The organism is Pseudomonas sp. DTU_2021_1001937_2_SI_NGA_ILE_001, from assembly GCF_032463525.1.
Taxonomy (GTDB): domain Bacteria; phylum Pseudomonadota; class Gammaproteobacteria; order Pseudomonadales; family Pseudomonadaceae; genus Aquipseudomonas.
In genome coordinates this window covers 3,867,079-3,887,664 of the sequence record NZ_CP135971.1, presented here as the reverse complement: position 1 = coordinate 3,887,664, position 20,586 = coordinate 3,867,079, and the positions used below count along the sequence as shown (strand labels likewise).

At 64.6% G+C, this 20,586-nt stretch carries 18 protein-coding genes; 11 read left to right on the top strand and 7 right to left on the bottom strand.

Going from position 1 to position 20,586, the window contains the following annotated elements; genetic code table 11:
* Window positions 1-119: 119 nt before the first annotated feature.
* The gene (locus tag RRX38_RS16795) at window positions 120-371 is read right to left on the bottom strand and encodes a DUF1127 domain-containing protein (protein ID WP_295478507.1); all 252 of its coding nucleotides are present in this window, start codon (window positions 369-371) and stop codon (window positions 120-122) included.
* Between the two features lie 173 nt (window positions 372-544).
* On the opposite strand from RRX38_RS16795, the gene RRX38_RS16790 reads away from it, so the two are divergent.
* A complete protein-coding gene (locus tag RRX38_RS16790; protein WP_315959984.1) occupies window positions 545-1,969 on the top strand; it encodes a PLP-dependent aminotransferase family protein in 1,425 nt (474 codons plus the stop codon).
* A gap of 55 nt (window positions 1,970-2,024) precedes the next feature.
* A complete protein-coding gene (locus tag RRX38_RS16785; RefSeq protein ID WP_315959983.1) occupies window positions 2,025-3,605 on the top strand; it encodes a phospholipase D family protein in 1,581 nt (526 codons plus the stop codon).
* Between the two features lie 16 nt (window positions 3,606-3,621).
* Here the strand turns inward: RRX38_RS16785 and RRX38_RS16780 are convergent, their stop codons facing one another.
* Window positions 3,622-4,764 (bottom strand): MFS transporter, encoded by a 1,143-nt coding sequence (locus RRX38_RS16780; protein ID WP_315959982.1) that lies wholly within the window; start codon window positions 4,762-4,764, stop codon window positions 3,622-3,624.
* A 78-nt stretch (window positions 4,765-4,842) separates the two neighbouring features.
* Window positions 4,843-6,336: an aldehyde dehydrogenase gene (locus tag RRX38_RS16775; RefSeq protein WP_315959981.1), complete on the bottom strand. Its 1,494-nt coding sequence runs from the start codon at window positions 6,334-6,336 to the stop codon at window positions 4,843-4,845.
* Window positions 6,337-6,522: 186 nt separating this feature from the next.
* Here RRX38_RS16775 and RRX38_RS16770 point away from each other — a divergent pair, with 186 nt between their 5' ends.
* Window positions 6,523-6,894 carry a cupin domain-containing protein gene (locus RRX38_RS16770; protein WP_295478492.1) on the top strand — a complete coding sequence of 124 codons (372 nt, stop codon included), beginning with the start codon at window positions 6,523-6,525 and terminating at the stop codon, window positions 6,892-6,894.
* A gap of 81 nt (window positions 6,895-6,975) precedes the next feature.
* Window positions 6,976-7,179, top strand: coding sequence for a hypothetical protein (locus RRX38_RS16765; protein ID WP_295478489.1), 204 nt, complete (start codon window positions 6,976-6,978; stop codon window positions 7,177-7,179).
* 136 nt (window positions 7,180-7,315) lie between these two features.
* Here RRX38_RS16765 and rpmG read toward each other — a convergent pair whose 3' ends face one another.
* Both rpmG and rpmB read right to left on the bottom strand, forming a co-directional pair.
* Window positions 7,316-7,471 carry a 50S ribosomal protein L33 gene (rpmG, locus tag RRX38_RS16760; RefSeq protein ID WP_003177274.1) on the bottom strand — a complete coding sequence of 52 codons (156 nt, stop codon included), beginning with the start codon at window positions 7,469-7,471 and terminating at the stop codon, window positions 7,316-7,318.
* 11 nt (window positions 7,472-7,482) lie between these two features.
* Window positions 7,483-7,716 (bottom strand): 50S ribosomal protein L28, encoded by a 234-nt coding sequence (rpmB, locus tag RRX38_RS16755; RefSeq protein ID WP_295478466.1) that lies wholly within the window; start codon window positions 7,714-7,716, stop codon window positions 7,483-7,485.
* A gap of 399 nt (window positions 7,717-8,115) precedes the next feature.
* Here rpmB and RRX38_RS16750 point away from each other — a divergent pair, with 399 nt between their 5' ends.
* On the top strand, window positions 8,116-9,702 hold the full coding sequence (locus tag RRX38_RS16750) for an ABC transporter substrate-binding protein (RefSeq protein ID WP_295478463.1): 1,587 nt from the start codon (window positions 8,116-8,118) through the stop codon (window positions 9,700-9,702).
* 218 nt (window positions 9,703-9,920) lie between these two features.
* On the opposite strand, the gene RRX38_RS16745 is transcribed toward RRX38_RS16750, so the two are convergent.
* Window positions 9,921-12,224, bottom strand: coding sequence for a TonB-dependent siderophore receptor (locus tag RRX38_RS16745; RefSeq protein WP_315959979.1), 2,304 nt, complete (start codon window positions 12,222-12,224; stop codon window positions 9,921-9,923).
* 89 nt (window positions 12,225-12,313) lie between these two features.
* On the opposite strand from RRX38_RS16745, the gene RRX38_RS16740 reads away from it, so the two are divergent.
* Together RRX38_RS16740 and RRX38_RS16735 are read left to right on the top strand one after the other, a co-directional pair.
* Window positions 12,314-13,063 carry a response regulator gene (locus RRX38_RS16740; RefSeq protein ID WP_295478460.1) on the top strand — a complete coding sequence of 250 codons (750 nt, stop codon included), beginning with the start codon at window positions 12,314-12,316 and terminating at the stop codon, window positions 13,061-13,063.
* Window positions 13,063-14,463: an ATP-binding protein gene (locus RRX38_RS16735; RefSeq protein ID WP_315959978.1), complete on the top strand. Its 1,401-nt coding sequence runs from the start codon at window positions 13,063-13,065 to the stop codon at window positions 14,461-14,463. Before RRX38_RS16740 ends, RRX38_RS16735 begins: the two co-directional genes overlap by 1 nt.
* Here the strand turns inward: RRX38_RS16735 and radC are convergent.
* Window positions 14,437-15,111, bottom strand: a complete 675-nt coding sequence (radC, locus tag RRX38_RS16730) for a RadC family protein (RefSeq protein WP_315959977.1) — start codon at window positions 15,109-15,111, stop codon at window positions 14,437-14,439. The two genes, RRX38_RS16735 and radC, sit on opposite strands and share 27 nt — an antisense overlap.
* A gap of 182 nt (window positions 15,112-15,293) precedes the next feature.
* On the opposite strand from radC, the gene coaBC reads away from it, so the two are divergent.
* Genes coaBC through argB form a run of 4 tightly spaced genes read left to right on the top strand, consistent with a single transcriptional unit; the run spans window position 15,294 to window position 20,542 of the window.
* The gene (gene coaBC, locus RRX38_RS16725) at window positions 15,294-16,502 is read left to right on the top strand and encodes a bifunctional phosphopantothenoylcysteine decarboxylase/phosphopantothenate--cysteine ligase CoaBC (protein ID WP_315959976.1); all 1,209 of its coding nucleotides are present in this window, start codon (window positions 15,294-15,296) and stop codon (window positions 16,500-16,502) included.
* 6 nt (window positions 16,503-16,508) lie between these two features.
* Window positions 16,509-16,964, top strand: coding sequence for a dUTP diphosphatase (gene dut / locus RRX38_RS16720; protein WP_295470467.1), 456 nt, complete (start codon window positions 16,509-16,511; stop codon window positions 16,962-16,964).
* Window positions 16,965-17,019: 55 nt separating this feature from the next.
* Window positions 17,020-19,608: a phosphomannomutase/phosphoglucomutase gene (locus RRX38_RS16715; protein WP_315959975.1), complete on the top strand. Its 2,589-nt coding sequence runs from the start codon at window positions 17,020-17,022 to the stop codon at window positions 19,606-19,608.
* 28 nt (window positions 19,609-19,636) lie between these two features.
* The gene (gene argB, locus RRX38_RS16710; protein ID WP_315959974.1) at window positions 19,637-20,542 is read left to right on the top strand and encodes an acetylglutamate kinase; all 906 of its coding nucleotides are present in this window, start codon (window positions 19,637-19,639) and stop codon (window positions 20,540-20,542) included.
* The last annotated feature ends 44 nt before the right edge of the window (window positions 20,543-20,586 follow it).

Sequence of the window (20,586 nt, the reverse complement as noted above, 5' to 3'; positions counted from 1 at the left end):
AACTGACTCGGTAGGATCGGCTTCAGCCGGGAAGCGATCGCATGTTCACAGATACAGTGAATTTCCTGGCGCTTTCGCGGCTAAAGCCGCTCCTACCCAGCCATGCCTGACTAGTCAGCTCATCCCCGCCAGAATGGCTTGGCAGCCTCTGCACAAGCCTGTTGCCGGTCAAGGCCGATATCGCGCAGTTCTTCGTCGGTCAGCGCCAGCAGGATGCGGCGCGACACCCAGCGATGCCGGTACAGCGCCCAACGGCCGCAGGCAGGCGATCGGGTCGTGGGCAGCACCTTCTCACCGCCCAACGCCAGTAGCTGCCCGCGCTGCGAACTGCCTTCGCGCAACAATCCCCGCACATCGTTGAACCCGTTCATAGCCGCCTGTTCTCCCGTGGTTGGCCGTGGAGAAATGATGCGGACAAACGCCCGGACAATACAGATTCAAAAAAACCTAATATTTTCCATACAGAAAGCTTGCTCAGCGCTCTGAATGCTTTATTTTGCCTTCATCTGTATTGCAACCTGCCCGCACGGCACCGGAGTGTGTCATGACCCTGTACCTCAACCTCGCCGAACTGCTCGGCTCACGCATCGAGAGCGGCTTCTATCGCCCTGGCGACCGGCTGCCGTCAGTGCGTGCGCTGAGCAGCGAGCATGGGGTCAGCCTGAGTACCGTGCAGCAGGCCTACCGATTGCTGGAAGACAACGGCCTGGCCGTGCCGCGGCCCAAGTCGGGGTATTTCGTCAGTGCGCGCCACAAGGCACCAGAACTGCCCGTCGTGGGGCGCCCCGTGCAGCGGCCTGTGGATATCTCCCAGTGGGAGCAGGTGCTGGACATGATCCGCGTGACGCCGGACGCCAATTTCATCCAGCTCGGGCGTGGCATGCCCGACGTCAGCAGCCCGACCCTCAAGCCGCTGCTGCGCGCCCTGGCGCAGCTCTCTCGCCACCAGGACATGCCTGGGCTGTATTACGACAATATTCTCGGCGTGCAGGCCCTGCGCGAGCAGATTGCCCGGCTGGCTCTCGACGCGGGCTGCCAGCTGAGTGCCGCCGACCTGATCATCACCACCGGCTGCCACGAGGCGCTATCGGCCAGCATCCGCGCGCTGTGCACCACCGGCGATATCGTCGCGGTCGACTCACCGAGCTTCTTCGGCGTCATGCAGACCCTCAAGGGGCTGGGCATCAAGGCCCTGGAAATCCCCACCGACCCGCTCACCGGCATCAACCTCGAAGCCCTGGAAATGGCCCTGGAGCAGTGGCCGATCAAGGCCATCCAACTGACCCCCAACTGCAACAACCCACTGGGCTACGTGATGCCCGAAGAGCGCAAGCGCGCCCTGCTGCGCCTGGCCCAGCGCTTCGACATCGCGATCATCGAAGACGACGTGTATGGCGACCTGGCCTACAGCTACCCGCGCCCGCGCACCATCAAGTCGTTCGACGAAGACGGCCGTGTGCTGCTCTGCGGTTCGTTCTCCAAGACCCTGGCGCCGGGCCTGCGGGTCGGCTGCGTGGCGCCGGGGCGCTATCTGGAGCAGGTGCTGCACATGAAATACATCAGCACCGGCTCCACCGCGCCCCAGCCGCAGCTGGCGATTGCCGAATTCCTCAAGGGCGGGCATTACGAACCGCACCTGCGGCGCGCGCGCAGCCAGTACCAGCGCAACCGCGACCAGATGATCGACTGGGTGACGCGCTATTTCCCCGAAGGCACGCGGCTCAGCCGGCCACAGGGAAGCTTCATGCTGTGGGTGGAACTGCCCGAGCATTTCGACACCGTGCGCCTGAATCGCGCCCTGTACGAGCACAAGGTGCAGATCGCCGCCGGCAGCATCTTCTCGGCCTCCGGCAAGTACCGCAATTGCCTGCGCATGAACTACGCCAACCGGCCCAGCGCGAAGATCGAGGCCGCCGTGCGCCGGGTGGGCGACACCATCAAGGCGCTGCTGGCACAGGACCTTGGGTAACTTTTTCGGGCATTCGGTGGTCTTATCGCCAAATCGACGGCGTGGACACGACTCCTTGAACAGAACATGGCTCCTGCCCTTCTTCCTCTGGGTGGCGCTCGGCCTGGGTGGCTGTACGCATCATCCGCAGAACGACGAGCCCAGCCAGGCACTGCCGGCCGCGCAGTCTTCGTTCGGGCGCTCGATCCAGGCGTTGGCCGAGCCGCAGGCCGGGCGCTCGGGCTTTCGTCTGCTAGCCAACAGCAGCGAGGCATTCCACGCTCGCGCCGAGCTGATCCGCATGGCGCGCACCAGCCTCGACCTGCAGTACTACATCGTCCATGACGGCCTTAGCACCCGCGCCCTGGTGGACGAACTGCTCAAGGCCGCCGACCGGGGCGTGCGCATCCGCATCCTGCTGGACGACACCACCAGCGACGGCCAGGACCAGGCCATCGCCACCCTGGCCGCGCATCCGCAGATCCAGATCCGCCTGTTCAACCCCCAGGCGCTGGGCCGCGAAACCGGCGTCACGCGCAGCTTCGGGCGGCTGATGAACCTGTCGCGCCAGCACCGGCGCATGCACAACAAGCTGTGGCTGGCCGACAACAGCGTCGGCATCGTCGGCGGCCGCAACCTGGGCGACGAATACTTCGACGCCGAGCCCAACCTGAACTTCACCGACGTCGACCTGCTGGCAGCAGGCCCGGTGGCCGAACAACTGGGGCACAGCTTCGACCAGTACTGGAACAGCACGCTGAGCAAGCCCATCGACAGCTTCATGTACTTCCTGCCCGGCCACCACGACCTGAGCAAGGCGCGCAAGCGCCTGAGCGCCTCGCTGGAACAGGCACACCAGCAGCACAAGGCGCTCTACGAACGATTGATGGCCTACCAGACCCGGCCCCAGCTGCATGCCTGGCTGCGGCAACTGACCTGGGCCTACAACCAGGTGCTGTGGGACGCACCGACCAAGGTGCTGGCCCAGGGCGAGCCTGACCCACACCTGCTGCTGACCACCCAGCTGGCACCGGAGCTGCTCAGGGTACATCAGGAACTGATGCTGATTTCCGCCTACTTCGTGCCAGGCCAGCAGGGCCTGGTGTACCTCACCGGGCGCGCCGATGCCGGGGTGGCGGTGAGCCTGCTGACCAACTCGCTGCAGGCCACCGACGTGCCTGCCGTGCATGGCGGCTACGCGCCCTATCGCAAGGCGCTGCTGCAGCACGGCGTGAAGCTGTTCGAGCTGCGCCGTCAGCCCGGCGACCCGTCGTCCAACCATGACCGCTCGCGGCTGTTCGCCAAGCCCTCGCTGCTCACCAGCGGCTCGGACTCCAGCCTGCACAGCAAGGCGATGATCTTCGACCGCCAGAAGATCTTCGTCGGCTCGTTCAACTTCGACCCGCGCTCGGTGCTGTGGAACACCGAGATCGGCATCCTGGTGGACAGCCCGAAACTTGCCGAACAGCTGCGCGAGCTGACCCTGGAAGGCATGTCACCCGAGCGCAGCTACGAAGTACGCCTGCAGGACGGCCAGCTGGTGTGGGTGACCGAAGACAACGGCCAGATCCACACCCTGGACAAGGAACCGGGCGACTGGTGGCGACGCTTCAACGCCTGGATCAGCAAGGCCGTGGGTCTGGAAAAGATGCTCTAACCCGGCCTGACCGAGGTCAGGCGGCGGCCTTGGTGCCAAACGCGCCAGGGCGCAGCAACAGCATCACCAGGCCGAACGCCCCGGCCGCCATCAGCCAGGGCACGGCATGACCGCTGAGCCACTGGCTGCCAGCCCCGGCGATCAGCGGCCCGACCAGGCAGCCGATACCCCACAGCTGCGCCACGTGAGCGTTGGCACGCACCAGCGCGTCGTCGCGAAAGCGTTCGCCGATGAGGATCAGCGACAGGGTGAACAGGCCGCCGGCGCTGGCGCCGAACAGCACCCACAATGGCCATATCAACGGGGTGTGGATGAATACCGGCACCAGCAGGCTGGACACCAGCAGCAACAGCGCACAGCCACCGAACAGCCCGCGCCGGGAAACCCGGTCGGCGAGCATGCCGATGGGCAGCTGCAGCAAGGCATCGCCCACCACGACGGTACTGACCATCATCAAGGCCACTTCCGACGAGAAGCCCTGGCGCAGGCAATAAACCGGCAGCAAGGTGAGGATCATCGCCTCGAACGCAGCGAACAGCGACACCGCCCAGGCGATGGCCGGCAGCCCGCGGCAAAAGCCCAGCAGGTCGGCGAAGCCCACATGGCAGGCCTCGGTGCTGGGCGCGCCACCACGCCCGAGCAGCAGCAAGGGTGAGCTGATCAGCAAGGCCACGCCGATCCAGAAGCCGTAGTCGGCCTGGGTGCCGATCCAGCTCAGCAGCAGCGGGCCACTGAGCTGGCTGAGGGCGTAGGTACAGCCATACAGGGCCACCAGCCGACCGCGCAGGCGTTCGATCACCAGCTGGTTGATCCAGCTTTCCCCGAGCACGAAGACGATGGTGAGGATCATGCCGATCAGCAGGCGCAGCACCAGCCATACCGGGTAAGCCGGCAGCAGGGCCAGCAAGCCGATCGACAGCGCACCACCCCACAGGCACAGGCGCATCAGTTGCGGGGTGCCCAGCCGCGCCGCGAGGCGGCTGGCCAGCCCGGCGCCCACCAGCACCCCCACCGCCGGCATGGCCGCCATGACGCCGATGGCGAAGCTGCCGTAGCCCCAGCTCTCCAGGCGCAGCGAAACCAGCGGCATGCTGACGCCCACCGCCAGGCCGACGCTCAGCACCGAGGCCAGCACGGCGAAATAGGTTGCCCAAGGCATTGCGAAACTCCGGGTCACTGGCTGGCGCCCATGACCGCATCAAGAGGGCCGTGGGAGCGCACTCCCACGGCTTGAGACTTACAGTTTGATCCAGGTGGCTTTCAGTTCGGTGTACTTGTCGAAGGCATGCAGCGACTTGTCACGGCCGTTGCCCGACTGCTTGAAGCCACCGAACGGCGCGGTCATGTCGCCGCCGTCGTACTGGTTGACCCACACGCTGCCGGCCCGCAGGGCCTTGGCGGTGAGGTGAGCCTTGGACAGGTCGGCGGTCCATACGGCCGCAGCCAGGCCGTACTGGGTGTCGTTGGCGATACGGATGGCCTCTTCGGCGCTGTCGAAGGTCAGCACCGAAAGCACCGGGCCGAAGATTTCTTCCTGGGCGATCTTCATGGCGTTGTTCACGCCGTCGAAGATGGTCGGCTCCACGTAGGTGCCGCCGGTCTCCTCGAGGATGCGCTTGCCGCCGGTGACCAGCTTGGCACCGTCGGCGTGGCCGGCCTCGATGTAGCCCAGCACGGTGTTCATCTGCTGGGTATCGACCAGCGCGCCGATGGTGGTCGCCGGGTCCAGCGGATTGCCTGGCTTCCAGGCCTTCAGCGCCTCGACCACCATGGGCAGGAAGCGATCCTTGATCGAGCGTTCGACCAGCAGGCGCGAGCCGGCGGTGCAGACTTCGCCCTGATTGAAGGCGATGGCGCTGGCGGCTGCCTGGGCCGCCGCTTCGAGGTCCGGAGCGTCGGCGAAGACGATGTTCGGGCTCTTGCCACCGGCTTCCAGCCAGACGCGCTTCATGTTCGACTCGCCGGCATAGACCATCAGCTGCTTGGCGATCTTCGTCGAGCCGGTGAACACCACGGTGTCGACATCCATGTGCAGCGCCAGGGCCTTGCCCACCGTGTGGCCGTAGCCCGGCAGGACGTTGAGCACGCCCGCGGGAATGCCGGCTTCCACGGCCAGTTGGGCGATACGGATGGCGGTGAGCGGGGATTTCTCCGAAGGCTTGAGCACCACCGAGTTACCGGTGGACAGCGCCGGCCCCAGCTTCCAGCAGGCCATCAGCAGCGGGAAGTTCCACGGCACGATGGCGGCAACCACGCCCACGGCCTCGCGGGTGACCAGGCCAAGCTGGTCATGCGGGGTGGCGGCCACTTCGTCGTACAGCTTGTCGATGGCCTCGCCACTCCAGCTCAGGGCCTGGGCAGCGCCGGGCACATCGATCTTCGACGAGTCGCTGATCGGCTTGCCCATGTCCAGGGTTTCCAGCAGCGCCAGCTCTTCGACGTGCTGGCGCAGCAGACCCGCGAAGCGCAGCATGGTGGCCTTGCGTTTGGCCGGCGCCATGCGCGACCAGGTACCGGCCTCGAACACCTTGCGCGCGCTGTCCACTGCCTTTTGCGCATCGGCGCTGTCACAACTGGCAACCTTGGCCAGCAGGCGGCCATCGACCGGGCTGATACAGTCGAAGGTGGCACCGGAAGCGGCAGCGGTGTACTGGCCCTGGATGAAGGCCCGGCCTTCGATCTTCAGGTCGCGGGCACGTTGCTCCCAATCGGCAAGCGTCAGGGTGGTCATACGCATGTCCTCTTAATCGTCGATGATGGTCGGCTATAGAGTAGCGATCAGCCGAAAACGCTCACCACCCTAAACCAGCCACCGGACAAAACCAATATATTTGACAGGAAGCCCCGCTCTGGCGGACATATGTTGAATTTATTGAACGAACGCCGCGTTCATACTTTTCCGTCACAGGGGATTCGCATGGATATCCAGAACATCGTCGACTTCGCCGAAATCGCCACCCAGCCTCAACGCTATCGCCCGGCCCCGGAGAAAATTCTCAAGGGCGACCCGCAGCAGACCCTCTATGACCATTACCAGAGCCCCTGCCAGCAGTTCGGCGCCGGTGTCTGGGAAGGCGAACCGGGACAATGGACGGTGAACTACACCGAGCATGAGTACTGCGAAATCATCCACGGCGTGTCGGTGCTGCGCGATGAGCAGGGGCAAGGCAAGACGCTGCGCGCCGGCGACCGTTTCGTGATCCCGGCCGGTTTCAAGGGCACCTGGGAGGTGCTGGAAACATGCCGCAAGATCTACGTGATCTTTGAAAAGAACGATAGACATATGTAACGCGTGGAGCCGCTTCGCCATTGAGAGCATGTGGCTGTCCGGATCGCCGGGCATCCTAATTTCTCAACATGGAAGATGAGCATGAACAACGACGAAATCATCCAGGCCCTGCAATACCTGATCGGCAGCCGCTATGTGCCGGCCGCACGCGCCTACATCGGCGAACTGACCGGCCGTGACCGGGTCCACGGTCCCCGCGATATCACCACCAGGGAATACGACCTGAACCGCATCACCGTGCAGACCGATGACAAGGACGTCATCACCGGCTTCAGCTTCGGCTGACCCACCCTGACACCCACGACAAGGCCCGCGTCCTCTGGAGGCGGGCCTTGTCGTATGCGGCTTCGGAATACAACGAGCCGAAAACGAAAAAGGCCCGTATCTCGCGATACGGGCCTTTTTCTGGAAGCCGGATCAATTACTTGATCTTGCCTTCCTTGTAGATCACGTGCTTGCGCACAACAGGATCGTACTTCTTGATCTCGATCTTGTCGGGAGTAGTACGCTTGTTCTTGTCGGTAGTGTAGAAGTGACCAGTACCGGCGCTGGAAATCAAACGAATCAGTTCACGCATGATCAGTCTCCTTAGATTTTGCCGTCACGGCGCAGGTCAGCCAGAACGGCCTCGATACCGCGCTTGTCGATGATGCGCATGCCTTTGGCGGAAACGCGCAGACGGACAAAGCGCTTCTCGCTCTCAACCCAGAAGCGGTGATGCTGCAGGTTTGGCAGGAAACGACGACGGGTTTTGTTGTTTGCGTGGGAAATGTTATTCCCGGTTACCGGACCCTTACCGGTAACTTGACAGACTCTCGACATGCCTCAGCCCTCTAAAACCACATGCCCAACCCGGCATGGGTTGGCCGCTTATCTCTCAGTCATTTGGCGCCTGAGCGCCGCGTTTCTTCAAGGGTCTTACCGGCTACAGCAGGTGTGCAAGAAACCGGGCCCTAGAAAAGAGCGCTGCTTTATACCAGAAAGCCCGCAGGGCAACAACAAGCAAAGCGTTTTGCCTTGCATTTACATGGGCACCGACGCGGCCTGGCGCGGTCAATGGCACATGACCATTCGTCGCCTGCCTTTGATTGTCGTGCGGCGGTACATCGTCTAGGGTAGGTCGATGACCAGACTGCACCGGCAGATGGGGCCCGGAGCTGTCGCCGTTCGCGCATCATGCCGTAAGGCCACAGCCCTCTCTACCTGAACAGGAATTTCACCATGCGCCTTGCTGCACTCCCGCTGTTGCTCGCCCCATTGTTGTTGTCGCCACTGGCCCAGGCCGCCAGCCTGGCCGTGTGTACCGAAGCCAGCCCGGAGGGCTTCGACGTGGTGCAGTACAACTCGCTGACCACCACCAATGCCTCGGCCGACGTGCTGATGAACCGCCTGGTGGAGTTCGACGCGGGCAGTGGCAAGCTGGTGCCCAGCCTGGCGCAGAGCTGGAGCGTGTCGCCAGACGGCCTCACCTACGACTTCAAGCTGCGCCAGGGGGTGAAGTTCCACAGCACCGACTACTTCACACCCAGCCGTGAGCTGAACGCCGACGATGTGGTGTTCACCTTCACGCGCATGCTCGACCCGCAGAATCCCTGGCACAAGGTGGCGCAGAGCGGCTTCCCGCATGCGCAGTCGATGCAGCTGCCGGCGCTGATCAAGCAGGTCGAGGCGACCGACCCGCATACCGTGCGCTTTACCCTGAACCGCGCCGATGCGACCTTCCTGGCCACGCTGAGCATGGGCTTCGCGTCGATCTACTCCGCCGAATACACCGCGCAGCTGCTCAAGGCCGGAACCCCGGAGAAGCTCAACACCCAACCGATCGGCACCGGGCCGTTCGTGTTCCGCCGCTTCCAGAAGGACGCTGCGGTGCGCTACACCGCTAACCCCGACTACTTCGCCGGCAAGCCGGCCATCGACACCCTGGTCTACGCCATCACCCCGGACGCCAACGTGCGCCTGCAGAAGATTCGCCGCGATGAATGCCAGATCGCCCTGTCGCCCAAGCCCATGGACATCCAGGCGGCCAGCGAGGACAAGGACCTCAAGGTCGAGAAGACCGAAGCCTTCATGACCGCCTTCGTGGCCTTCAACAGCCAGCACCCGCCGTTCGACAAGCCCGAAGTGCGCCAGGCGGTGAACCTGGCGTTCGACAAAGCCAATTACCTCAAGGCGGTGTTCGAAGGCACCGCCGAGCCTGCCAACGGCCCCTTCCCGCCCAATACCTGGAGCTACGCCAAGAACCTGCCGGGCTACAAGCACGACGTGGCCAAGGCCAAGGCGCTGATGGCCAAGGCGGGCGTCAAGGAAGGCGTGAAGACCACTATCTGGACACGACCGTCGGGCAGCCTGCTCAACCCCAACCCGGGGCTGGGCGCGCAATTGCTGCAGGCGGACCTCAAGCAGATCGGCATCGACGCCGAGATCAAGGTGATCGAGTGGGGCGAGCTGATCCGCCGCGCCAAGGCGGGCGAACATGACTTGCTGTTCATGGGCTGGGCGGGCGACAACGGCGACCCGGACAACTTCCTGACCCCGCAATTTTCCTGCGCAGCCGTGCAGTCGGGCACCAACTTCGCCCGTTACTGCGACAAGACGCTGGACAAGCTGATCAGCGACGCCAAGGCCACCAGCGACCAGGCCGCGCGCAGCAAGCTCTACCAGCAGGCCCAGGCGCAGATCCAGCAGCAGGCCCTGTGGCTGCCGCTGGCTCACCCGACCGCCGCCGTGCTGGCGCGCAAGGCGGTCAGCGGCTATCAGGTCAACCCGTTCGGGCGCCAGGACTTCGCCAAGGTGCAGGTCAAGTAGGCTCGCTGCTTCGCGGCTGAGCCGTGCCTACCGGGTGGCCCGCAACCGAGGTAAACACCGGCAGGCTTCAGCCGCGAAGCGTGCGGCGCATCCACATCAGATGCGCTGGCCTTGCCGGCCTCTTCCCGGCTGAAGCCGGTCCTACCAGGTGAATGCCGGTATTCAGAGGTACCGGTAGGAACGGGTTCAGCCGCGATGCCTTTCTGCTCTGATAGGGGTCAGAAGCGGGTACGCAGGGTCAGCGACAGGTTGCGTGGGTCACCGTAGATGGCCCCGGCGTAGAAGCCGTAGCGGGTGTAGTAGTGCTTGTCGAACAGGTTGTTGGCATTGAGCGTCAGCGAGGTGTCATCGCTGATGTCATAGCGCGCCATGGCGTTCCACAGCGCATAGCCGGACCAGTTCACGTCGCTGGCACTGCGGCTCACACCGTTGCTGGGCTGCCCGGCAGGGGTGGACAGCGCGCGGATGTTGGTCTGCGCGGTCACCCCGGTACCGAGGGTCAGGCGGTCCAGCGGACCGGACAACCGGTAGGTGGTCGAAGCCTTGAACAGGTGCGAAGGGTCGCTGCGACCGTCGGCGTCGATCCGGCGGAAATGCAGGTAGGTGTAGCCGCCATAGACGTTCCAGTTCGGCGTGATCGCGCCCGCGATTTCCAGGTCGATACCGTCGGTTTCCGTACCAGAACCCGCCTTGTAGGCCTGGGCGCCGGTAGGCGTCAGGTTCGCTCCGTCGGTGACCGCCTTGTTGTCCTGCTGGGTGCGGAAGTAGGCCACCTGGGCATTGAGCCGCCCTTCGAACCACTCCCCCTTCACACCGGTTTCATAGCTCTTGCCACGAATCGGCTCGATCTTGCCGCCACCGGCATTTTCCTCGCTCTGCGGGGTGAAGATGTCGGTGTAGCTGGCATACAGCGAGTAGTTGTCATTGAGGTCGTACACCGCCCCCAGGTACGGCGTGACGATGCCGCTTTCGCTCTGGCTGGTGCGCGTCCCCGAGGTGGCAATGCTCACCGCGTCGTAGTTGCTGGTGCGCACCCCGGCGATGACCGACAGCGGGTCGGTGACGCTGATCCGGGTGGCCGCGTACAGGCCTTGCAGGCGCGTAGTGGTCTTGCTGTGCAGGCCGGTCTGGCTGGCGTTCATGTAGTAACTGTCGTCCACCCCGTTGCGCCAGTCGCTGATGGCGAAACCGTTGTTGCCACGGAACTGGCAGCCCAGCGCCGGCGCGCTGCTGCGCAGGCCGCTGGTCATGGTGCAGGTGTACTGCGGCGACCAGGCCACGGTGCGGCTGTCGTTGTAGCCGAACATTGCCTGGTGGGTACGGCCGAAGGCCTGGAACGGGCCGCTCAGGTCGACCTGCCCGGACTGCTGGGTGGTGTCGGTGGAGCTGTGCAGGCCGTTGAGAATGGCGCCACTGCCATCTTCGTTGAAGTAGCCCACATAATTACCGCCACCGCCCGAGTTGACCTTGGCCAGGCCGCGATGGTTGAGGGCATCGGTGGTGCTCTGCGCCAGGTGGACGTTCAATGCCCAGTCATTGTCGAAACGATGCTCCAGCGAGCCGAACGCGGTGCGGGTGGTGTACTCGCCGAAGCTCCAGCTCGGCACCACGTTGGTGCTGCGCGGCAGGTCGGTCTTGCTGCCATTGCCGTACCAGATCGGAATGTTCGCGCCCCAGCCACCGCCGACCACCTTGGAGTACTCGTACTGGAAGCCGGCGCCCAGGGTGGTGGCGTCGTCCAGGTCGAACTCGAAGTTGGCCAGCGCGGCGCGCGAACGGTCGGATTGCTGGTCGCGGAACGAGTTGGCTTCCTGCTGGGTGACCACCCAGCGCGAACGCAGACGGCCGTCTTCGGACAACGGCAGGTTCAGGTCGGCGCCCAGGCGGGCCTTGTCCCAGCTGCCGTAGGTCATGTAGGCACTGCCGCCGAACTCGCGGGTCGGGCGCTTGCGGATCAGGTTGACGGTTGCGGAGGGGTCGCCGCTGCCACCCAGCAGGCCGTTGGCGCCACGCACCACGTCCATGCGCTCGTACATGTCCATGTTCAGCGACGAACCGGCGCCGCTGAAATCGGTGCCGCCCGGATACTGCAGGCCGTCGACCTTCCAGTTGCTGATTGCATAGCCACGGGCGCGGTATTCGGTACGCCCGCCGACCTCCATCTTGCTCATGCTGACCCCCGGCGCAGCGTCCAGGGCCTGCTCCATGTTGGTGATGGCGCGGTCCTGCATCTGTTCCTGGGTGATGGTGGTGACTGACTGCGGGGTCTGCCGTGGGGTCAGCTTCAGGCCGGTAGAGCTGGTCGTGCTCTTCACCGTGTAGCCCGCCTGCCCGGTGCTGTCTTCCGGGGTATAGGCGCTGTCATGCACATCGATGGCATTCAGCTCCAGCGCTTCGGCAGCCAGTACGCTGTGGCCGCCGAGCAATGTGCCGAAGCCCAGGGCGAGCAACAGGGTCGAGCGTTTCAAAGGGAAGGAGTGGAAAGCGGGAGCGTGAAAACAGGTAGAACGAAAGGGTGCCATTGTAATCGCTTCGTGTTCGCAGTTGAGTTTTGATACGATTTTCATCAACCGCTTCTTCACGCTGTACTGCGCGTATGTATGAGTTTGTAATGGAATGTAATGAGCATGAGGCCACCGCCCCTGCCCCGGCGCCGCTGTATGGGGACACACTGCTGGTGGTCGATGATGATGACGAGATCCGTGAGCTGCTTTGTGACTACCTGAGCGAAGCGGGCTACCGGGTGCTGGCCGCCGCCGATGGCGAGCAGATGTGGCAACACCTGCAAAGCGAGCCAGTGAGCCTGCTGGTCCTCGACCTGATGTTGCCCGGCGACGACGGCCTGAGCCTGTGTCGCCAGTTGCAGGGCCATCGTGACCTTGCGGTGATCATGCTTTCGGCACGCGGCTCGGCGCTGGACCGGGTGATCGGCCTGGAGGTCGGTGCCGACGACTATGTCACCAAGCCCTTCGAACCCCGTGAACTGCTGGCGCGGATCAAGGCCGTACTGCGCCGCTCGGCGCGACCGGAGGCCGAACATGAAACCGGCCTGCCACGCAGCCAGACGTTCGCCGGCCATCGCCTCGACCACGCGCGCCGCCTGCTGGTCCTGGCCGACCGACACGAGGTGGCCCTGCCACGCTCCGACTACCGCATCCTCAGCGAGCTGCTGGCGGCGCCAGAGCGCATCCTGTGCCGCGAACAGCTGACCCGCAGTGCCTTTGGCCGCGACTACCAGCCCGACGACCGCTCGGTGGACATGTGCATCAGCCGTCTGCGCCAGCACTTCAAAAGCAGCTCGGGGGTAGAGATCGTCACCCTCCGCAACGAAGGCTATCTGCTGAGCCTGGCCAACCGCTGATGCGTGCCCTGTTGCAGCGCCTGTGGCCCAGAACCCTGTTCGCCCAACTGCTGGTGATCATGGTGATTGGCGTGCTGGGCATCCAGCTGGCGTCCAGCAGCATCTGGTTCGATGTGCGCTTCGCGCAAGTGCTGGAAGCGCCGGTGCGCCTGATGGCGCGGGACACGGCGGCCATCATCGAGCAGGTCGATTGCCAGGCACCGCTGCCCTCCGGCCTGCGCACTCACTATCAGGTGCATTGCCGCACGCAGCGCCCCGAACGCAATGCCTCGACCGAGACCGGCCGGGCCAGCCGGCGCATCGAGATGCTGCTGACCCAGGCCTTGCACTATGAAACCGGCCGTGACTATCGCATCCACCTGCTCGCCACCGGGTTGACTGACACCCAAGGCCAGCCCATCGTCTGGCACAGCCTGTTCGGCCTGCGCACCGCCCAGGCGCACCTGCACTTCGCCGTGCAACTGGCCCAGGACCGCTGGCTGGAGGTGGAAGGTGAAGAGCTGCAGGGCTGGAGCGGTCAGTCGGCCTGGGTGTTGATCGCCGATTACCTGCTGCGGGTCTATGCCCTGCGTATCGTTGCCGTGCTGGTCATCTGCCTGATCGCCGTGCGCCTGTGCCTGCGCCCGCTCAAACGCCTGGCCGAGGCAGCGCGCGGCCTGGGCGACAACCTCGAACAGCCGCCACTGGCCATCGAGGGCTCCGAAGAGGTCCGCCAGGCGGCGCAGGCATTCAACAGCATGCAGCAACGCCTGAAGGCCATGCTCGATGACCAGGCCTACTTCCTCGCGGCGGTCTCCCACGATCTGCGCACGCCGCTGACACGCATGCGCCTGCTGATCGAACGCGTCGAGCAGGAGCGCCCGCGTGAGCGGCTGCGGCACAACATCAACGAGATGGAACGCATGACCGTGCAGATCCTGGACTACCTGCAAAGCGCCGATCAGCACGCCATGCAGCCGGTCGACGTGCACGCCTTGTTGCTGCGGCTGCGCCAGGAACTGTCCACGCCTGAGGAGCCCTTGCCGGTCAGCGGTCAGGCCGCTTGGATTCTGGCCAACGAGCTGCTGCTGCAGCGCTGCCTGCAGAACCTGCTGGGCAATGCCTTGCGCTATGCCCGGCAGGTGAGCGTCGAACTGCGCACCGACACCCAGGCGCTGCACATCGATATTCTCGACCGTGGCCCCGGCATTCCCGCGCCGCTGCTGCCGGGTATCTTCGAACCTTTTGTGCGCGGCGACGCTTCGCGCAATCCCAACTCCGGGGGCTACGGGCTGGGCCTGAGCATCGCCAGGCGCGTTGCCGTGCTGCATGGTGGGCGCCTGGACCTCCGCAACCGGGAAGCTGGCGGGCTGACGGCGACCCTGAGCCTGCCGTTACATCAGGCCACGCTCGACCAGTGACAGCGGATCACCGTCACCGACGATCACGTGGTCCAGCACCACCACATCGACCAGCGCCAGCGCCTGGGTGAGGCGCTTGGTCAGCTCGATGTCGGCACGGCTGGGCTCGCTGACACCGGAAGGATGGTTGTGGCACAGGATGACGCTGGCGGCATTGTGCGCCAGGGCACGCTTCACGACCTGGCGCGGGTGCACATAGGCCGTATTGATGGAGCCCTGGAACAGGACCTCGAAGGCCAGCACGCGGTGCTTGCTGTCGAGAAACACGCAACCGAAGACTTCGTGGGGCTCGTGGCGCAGCAGCGACTTGAGGTAGTGGCGCACCTGCTGGGGGTTTTCCAGCGCCGAGTCGCGGCGCAGGGACTCGGCCAGATGCCGACGCGACATCTCCAGCACGGCCTGCAGTTGCGCGAACTTCGCCGGCCCCAGCCCCAGGTGGGCGCAAAACGCGGGAAGATCGGCCTCAAGCAGTGCGCGCAGGCCACCGAACTCACTCAGCAGGTGCCGCGCCAGGTCTACAGCGCTGCGCCCGGACACACCGGTACGCAGGAAGATGGCCAGCAGCTCCGCGTCGGACAGTCTCGCCGCTCCCAGGCTAAGCAGACGTTCACGCGGGCGCTCCGGCGCAGGCCAGTTGCGAATACTCATGACACCTCCCTGTGCATAGGCTCATCGCTGCTCCAGTACGGACGCTGTGCTATCTTAGCCAATCTTTTTTGCGCGGCGACCTGCCGGGAAGGCTGTGGACCTATCAAGTCTTGTAGGAGACTTCGACAGCCCCTGTGCTGCAGTCGACACAGCGCCAACATTGACCAGGATAAGGCAGGCCTATGCAGCGGCTGTATCGAAAACGCATCGTTCTGGGCGTCGGCGGCGGCATCGCGGCCTACAAGAGCGCGGAGCTGGTTCGCCGGCTGCGTGACCAGGGCGCCGAGGTGCGGGTCGTGATGACCCGTGGCGGTGCGGAATTCATCACCCCTCTGACCATGCAGGCCCTGTCGGGCAACCCGGTGCACCTGGAACTGCTCGACCCGGCGGCCGAAGCGGCCATGGGGCATATCGAGCTGGCCAAGTGGGCAGACCTGATTCTCATCGCCCCGGCCACCGCCGACCTCATCGCGCGCCTCGCCCAGGGCATCGCCAACGACCTGCTGACCACCATCGTGCTGGCCACCGACGCCACCGTGGCCATTGCGCCGGCGATGAACCAGGCCATGTGGCGCGACGCCTCGGTGCAGCACAATACCCGCCAGCTCGAAGAGCGCGGCTGGCGGGTGTTCGGCCCGGCCTCGGGCAGCCAGGCCTGCGGCGACGTGGGCTACGGGCGCATGCTGGAACCCGGCGAGCTGGCGCTGTGCGCCGCCGAATGCTTCCAGCGCCTGACCCTGACCGGCAAGCACGTGCTGATCACCGCCGGCCCCACCCAGGAAAACATCGACCCGGTGCGCTACATCACCAACCACAGCTCCGGCAAGATGGGCTTCGCCCTGGCCGAGGCAGCCGTGGAAGCGGGCGCACGGGTGACGCTGATCACCGGCCCGGTAAGCCTGCCGACCCCGGACCGCGTCACACGCATCGACGTGGTCAGCGCCCGCGACATGCTCGCGGCCTGCGAGGCGGCGATTCCCTGCGACCTGTTCATCGCTTCGGCGGCCGTGGCCGACTACCGCCCCGAGGTGGTCGCCGCGCACAAGCTCAAGAAGGACCCCAGCACCGGCGATGGCCTGTTGCTGCAGATGGTCCGCAACCCGGACATCCTGGCGACCATCGCGACCCGCCCGGACCGTCCGTTCAGCGTCGGTTTCGCCGCCGAGACCGAGCACCTGCTCGACTATGCTGCACGCAAGCTCAAGGACAAGAACCTCGACCTGATCGTCGCCAACGATGTGGCTAACCCCAGCATCGGCTTCAACAGTGAAGAGAACGCCTGCAGCGTGATCGACCGGGCGTTGCATGCAACGCTCTTCGCCCAGACCAGCAAGGGCAAGATCGCCCGCCAGCTGATCGCCTTTATCGCCGAACGCATGAATCAGGTTTAACTACGAATGCACGCTCTACAAGCCAAGATCCTCGACCCTCGCATTGGCAACGAATTCCCGCTGCCGGCCTATGCCACCAGCGGCTCGGCCGGCCTCGACCTGCGCGCCATGCTGCAGCAGGACACCGTGCTGGAACCCGGCCAGACCCTGCTGATTCCCACAGGTCTGTCGATCTACGTCGAAGACCCCGGCCTGGCCGCGCTGATCCTGCCGCGCTCGGGCCTGGGCCACAAGCACGGCATCGTGCTGGGCAACCTGGTCGGCCTGATCGACTCCGACTACCAGGGCGAACTGATGGTTTCGTGCTGGAACCGCGGCCAGACGCCGTTCACCATCGCCGTGGGTGAACGCATCGCCCAGCTGGTGCTGGTGCCCGTGGTACAGGCGCGTTTCGAACTGGTCGACGAGTTCCAGCAGACCCAGCGTGGCGCAGGCGGCTTCGGTCACTCGGGCAGTCACTGACAGCCAATCAGGCCGGCCAACCCGGATTCAGGACGAATAGTCGGAGAGCAATCGGGTGAAAGGAATTGAGCACACCAACGGGTTGGCGGCAAACGACCAGCCGAGCGCCGCGACCGGCCTGCGGGCCTTGCTGCCCGGCTTGATACCGACCGCTGCGGGCTTATGCGCCGGCGTGGTGCTGGTGGCCATCGGCATGCTTGCCACGCCGCAACAGCAGGACCTGCAGGTACAGGCCTGGGGCAGCGGCCAGGCCATGGCGGTGAATCTGGCGCTGCGCCAGATCGCCGCCGATACCCAGGCCGCCGCCAGCGACCCGAGCCTGCTCCAGGCCCTGCAAGGTAACGACCCACAGGCGCTACGGGCGGCCCAGGAGCGGCTGCGCTACTGGGACGGTCTGGTCGGCGCTCGAATCGACCCCAAGGGCCTGGCCGACGTCGACAGCCAGGGCAGCCTGCCGATCAGCTATTCCACCCTGGACATGCTCAACAAGGCGATCCAGGGCCAGAACCCGACACCGGAGGCACGCCGAGTCGGCGAGCGTTGGGTCATCTACAGTGCCGCCGCCTTGCGCGCCGGGCCGCAACAGCCTGCCGTCGGCACCCTGCTGCTGGCCTTCGACATCCAGCGCCTGCTCAACGCCATGCCCGTGCTTCCAGAAGACGCCGGGCGCGTGGTGCTGAGCCAGCAGTTCGGCAATGGTCCCGCGCAGGTCTTCCTGCAGCGCGGTCAGTCCGGCGACGCCAGGGCCCAGGCGTTCGATACCGGGCAGAGCGGCTGGCAGCTGACCTTCACCCCCGGAGCGGCCACGCATGACTCACCGCCCTGGCTGCTGCTCGGCCTGGCGTTGCTGGTCGCGCTGGGCGGCGGCGTGCTGGGTCTTTGGCTCAATGAGCGCCGCCTGCAACAGCAGATCGGCGACGACGCCCGGCAACTGGATCAGCTGCTGCAAGAACTCTCGAGCGGAAAAGCCGTCAAAGCCTTCGGTTTGAGCCTGCCAGCCCTCCAGGGCCTGGGCCGGGCCATGGCCCGTTTTTCGCTTCAGGCGCCGCAGGCAAGGGCCGTTGCGGCGCCCGACGATACAACCGGCGCAACACCCGATACCTCTGAAGGCAGCGTTGCAGTATCGCCTCCTCTGGCCTCATTCGACGGCAATTGGACCGATCCGCTGTTCCAGAACACCGATATCCTCGATATCGACATTCTCGACGACAACCAGGATCTCCTGAGATCGGAGCACACCCCATTTATGAGCAGTCCAGCATCCGTGGCACCCCAGCTTCCCGAGTCCATCTTCCGCGCCTATGACATCCGTGGCGTGGTCGGCGATACCCTCAATGCCGAGACCGCCTACTGGATCGGCCGGGCCATCGGCGCCCAGAGCCTGGCCCTGAACGAGCCCAATGTCAGCGTCGGACGCGACGGTCGCCTGTCTGGTCCCGAGCTTTCCCAGCAGCTGATCCAGGGCCTGCACGATGCCGGCTGCCACGTCAGCGACGTCGGCCTGGTGCCCACCCCGGCGCTTTATTACGCGGCCAACGTCCTGGCCGGCAAGACCGGTGTGATGCTCACCGGCAGCCACAACCCCAAGGACTACAACGGTTTCAAGATCATCATCGCCGGCGACACCCTGGCCAATGAGCAGATCCAGGCCCTGCACGAGCGCATCCGCACCAACGACCTGACCTCGCAGAAAGGCAGCATCACCAAGGTCGACATCCTCGACCGCTACTTCGAGCAGATCAAGAACGACATCGCCCTGGCGCGCAAGCTCAAGGTGGTGGTGGACTGCGGCAACGGCGCGGCCGGCGTGATCGCCCCGCAGCTGATCGAAGCCCTGGGCTGCGAAGTGATCTCCCTGTACGCCGAAGTCGACGGCAACTTCCCTAACCACCACCCGGATCCGGGCAAACTGGAAAACCTTCAGGACCTGATCGCCAAGGTCAAGGAAACCGGCGCCGACCTGGGCCTGGCCTTCGACGGTGACGGCGACCGCGTGGGCGTGGTGACCAACCAGGGCAACGTGGTCTACCCCGACCGCCTGCTGATGCTCTTCGCCCTCGACGTGCTGGAGCGCAACCCGGGCGCGGACATCATCTTCGACGTCAAGTGCACCCGCCGCCTGACCCCGCTGATCAGCGAACACGGCGGTCGTCCGGTGATGTGGAAGACCGGCCACTCGCTGATCAAGAAGCAAATGAAGAAAAGCGGCGCCCTGCTGGCCGGCGAGATGAGTGGCCATATCTTCTTCAAGGAGCGCTGGTTCGGCTTCGACGACGGTATCTACAGCGCCGCGCGCCTGCTGGAAATCCTCAGCCAGCGCTCGGAAAGCGCCGAAGACCTGTTCGCCGCCTTCCCGGACGACGTTTCCACGCCAGAGATCAATATTAAGGTGACCGATGTCACCAAGTTCAGCATCATTGAGGCTCTGGAGAAGGACGCTCAGTGGGGCGACGCCAAGCTGACCAGCATCGATGGCGTACGTGTCGACTACCCGAAAGGCTGGGGCCTGGTCCGTGCGTCGAACACCACGCCGGTTCTGGTCCTGCGTTTCGAGGCCGAGACCGAAGCTGAGCTGCAGCGCATCCAGAACGTTTTCCACACCGAGCTCAAGAAAGTTGCGCCGGACCTCGAACTGCCGTTCTGATTGTTTTGATCTTTGACTGGAGCCCTGAATGACCCTCGATCGTGATGCCGCCTCTAACGTCGCCAAGGTACTGTCCGAAGCACTGCCTTACATCCGTCGTTTCGTAGGCAAGACCCTGGTAATCAAGTACGGCGGCAACGCCATGGAGAGTGAAGAGCTGAAAACCGGCTTCGCTCGCGACATCGTGCTGATGAAAGCGGTCGGTATCAACCCGGTGGTCGTTCACGGTGGCGGTCCGCAGATCGGCGACCTGCTCAAGCGTCTGTCCATCGAAAGCCACTTCATCGACGGCATGCGGGTCACCGACTCGCAGACCATGGACGTGGTGGAAATGGTCCTGGGCGGCCAGGTCAACAAGGACATCGTCAACCTGATCAACCGCCATGGCGGCAGCGCCATCGGCCTGACCGGCAAGGACGCCGAGCTGATCCGTGCGAAGAAGCTCACCGTCACCCGCCAGACCCCGGAAATGACCAAGGCCGAGATCATCGACATCGGTCATGTGGGCGAGGTGGTGGGCGTCAACACCGAGCTGCTGAACATGCTGGTCAAGGGCGACTTCATCCCGGTGATCGCGCCTATCGGCGTGGGTCCGGATGGCGAGTCCTACAACATCAACGCCGACCTGGTCGCCGGCAAGGTCGCCGAGGCCCTCAAGGCCGAGAAGCTGATGCTGTTGACCAACATCGCCGGCCTGATGGACAAGCAGGGCGAAGTGCTGACCGGCCTGACCACCGAACAGGTCGACGGCCTGATCGCCGATGGCACCATCTACGGCGGCATGCTGCCGAAGATCCGTTGCGCGCTGGAAGCGGTCCAGGGTGGCGTGCACAGTTCGCACATCATCGACGGCCGGGTCCCCAACGCCGTACTGCTGGAGATCTTCACCGACAGCGGCGTCGGTACGCTGATCACCAACCGCAAGCGTCACTGATTCGAATGCAATGAAAAAGGCCCTGCCGGTTTCCGACAGGGCCT

What these genes read in the sequence shown, in the direction of transcription:
- RRX38_RS16795 (WP_295478507.1), bottom strand. Translation starts at nt 371, where the DNA reads ATGAACGGGTTCAACGATGTGCGGGGATTGTTGCGCGAAGGCAGTTCG.
- RRX38_RS16790 (WP_315959984.1), top strand. Translation starts at nt 545, where the DNA reads ATGACCCTGTACCTCAACCTCGCCGAACTGCTCGGCTCACGCATCGAG.
- RRX38_RS16780 (WP_315959982.1), bottom strand. Translation starts at nt 4,764, where the DNA reads ATGCCTTGGGCAACCTATTTCGCCGTGCTGGCCTCGGTGCTGAGCGTC.
- RRX38_RS16775 (WP_315959981.1), bottom strand. Translation starts at nt 6,336, where the DNA reads ATGACCACCCTGACGCTTGCCGATTGGGAGCAACGTGCCCGCGACCTG.
- RRX38_RS16770 (WP_295478492.1), top strand. Translation starts at nt 6,523, where the DNA reads ATGGATATCCAGAACATCGTCGACTTCGCCGAAATCGCCACCCAGCCT.
- RRX38_RS16765 (WP_295478489.1), top strand. Translation starts at nt 6,976, where the DNA reads ATGAACAACGACGAAATCATCCAGGCCCTGCAATACCTGATCGGCAGC.
- rpmG (WP_003177274.1), bottom strand. Translation starts at nt 7,471, where the DNA reads ATGCGTGAACTGATTCGTTTGATTTCCAGCGCCGGTACTGGTCACTTC.
- rpmB (WP_295478466.1), bottom strand. Translation starts at nt 7,716, where the DNA reads ATGTCGAGAGTCTGTCAAGTTACCGGTAAGGGTCCGGTAACCGGGAAT.
- RRX38_RS16750 (WP_295478463.1), top strand. Translation starts at nt 8,116, where the DNA reads ATGCGCCTTGCTGCACTCCCGCTGTTGCTCGCCCCATTGTTGTTGTCG.
- RRX38_RS16745 (WP_315959979.1), bottom strand. Translation starts at nt 12,224, where the DNA reads ATGGCACCCTTTCGTTCTACCTGTTTTCACGCTCCCGCTTTCCACTCC.
- RRX38_RS16740 (WP_295478460.1), top strand. Translation starts at nt 12,314, where the DNA reads ATGGAATGTAATGAGCATGAGGCCACCGCCCCTGCCCCGGCGCCGCTG.
- RRX38_RS16735 (WP_315959978.1), top strand. Translation starts at nt 13,063, where the DNA reads ATGCGTGCCCTGTTGCAGCGCCTGTGGCCCAGAACCCTGTTCGCCCAA.
- radC (WP_315959977.1), bottom strand. Translation starts at nt 15,111, where the DNA reads ATGAGTATTCGCAACTGGCCTGCGCCGGAGCGCCCGCGTGAACGTCTG.
- coaBC (WP_315959976.1), top strand. Translation starts at nt 15,294, where the DNA reads ATGCAGCGGCTGTATCGAAAACGCATCGTTCTGGGCGTCGGCGGCGGC.
- dut (WP_295470467.1), top strand. Translation starts at nt 16,509, where the DNA reads ATGCACGCTCTACAAGCCAAGATCCTCGACCCTCGCATTGGCAACGAA.
- argB (WP_315959974.1), top strand. Translation starts at nt 19,637, where the DNA reads ATGACCCTCGATCGTGATGCCGCCTCTAACGTCGCCAAGGTACTGTCC.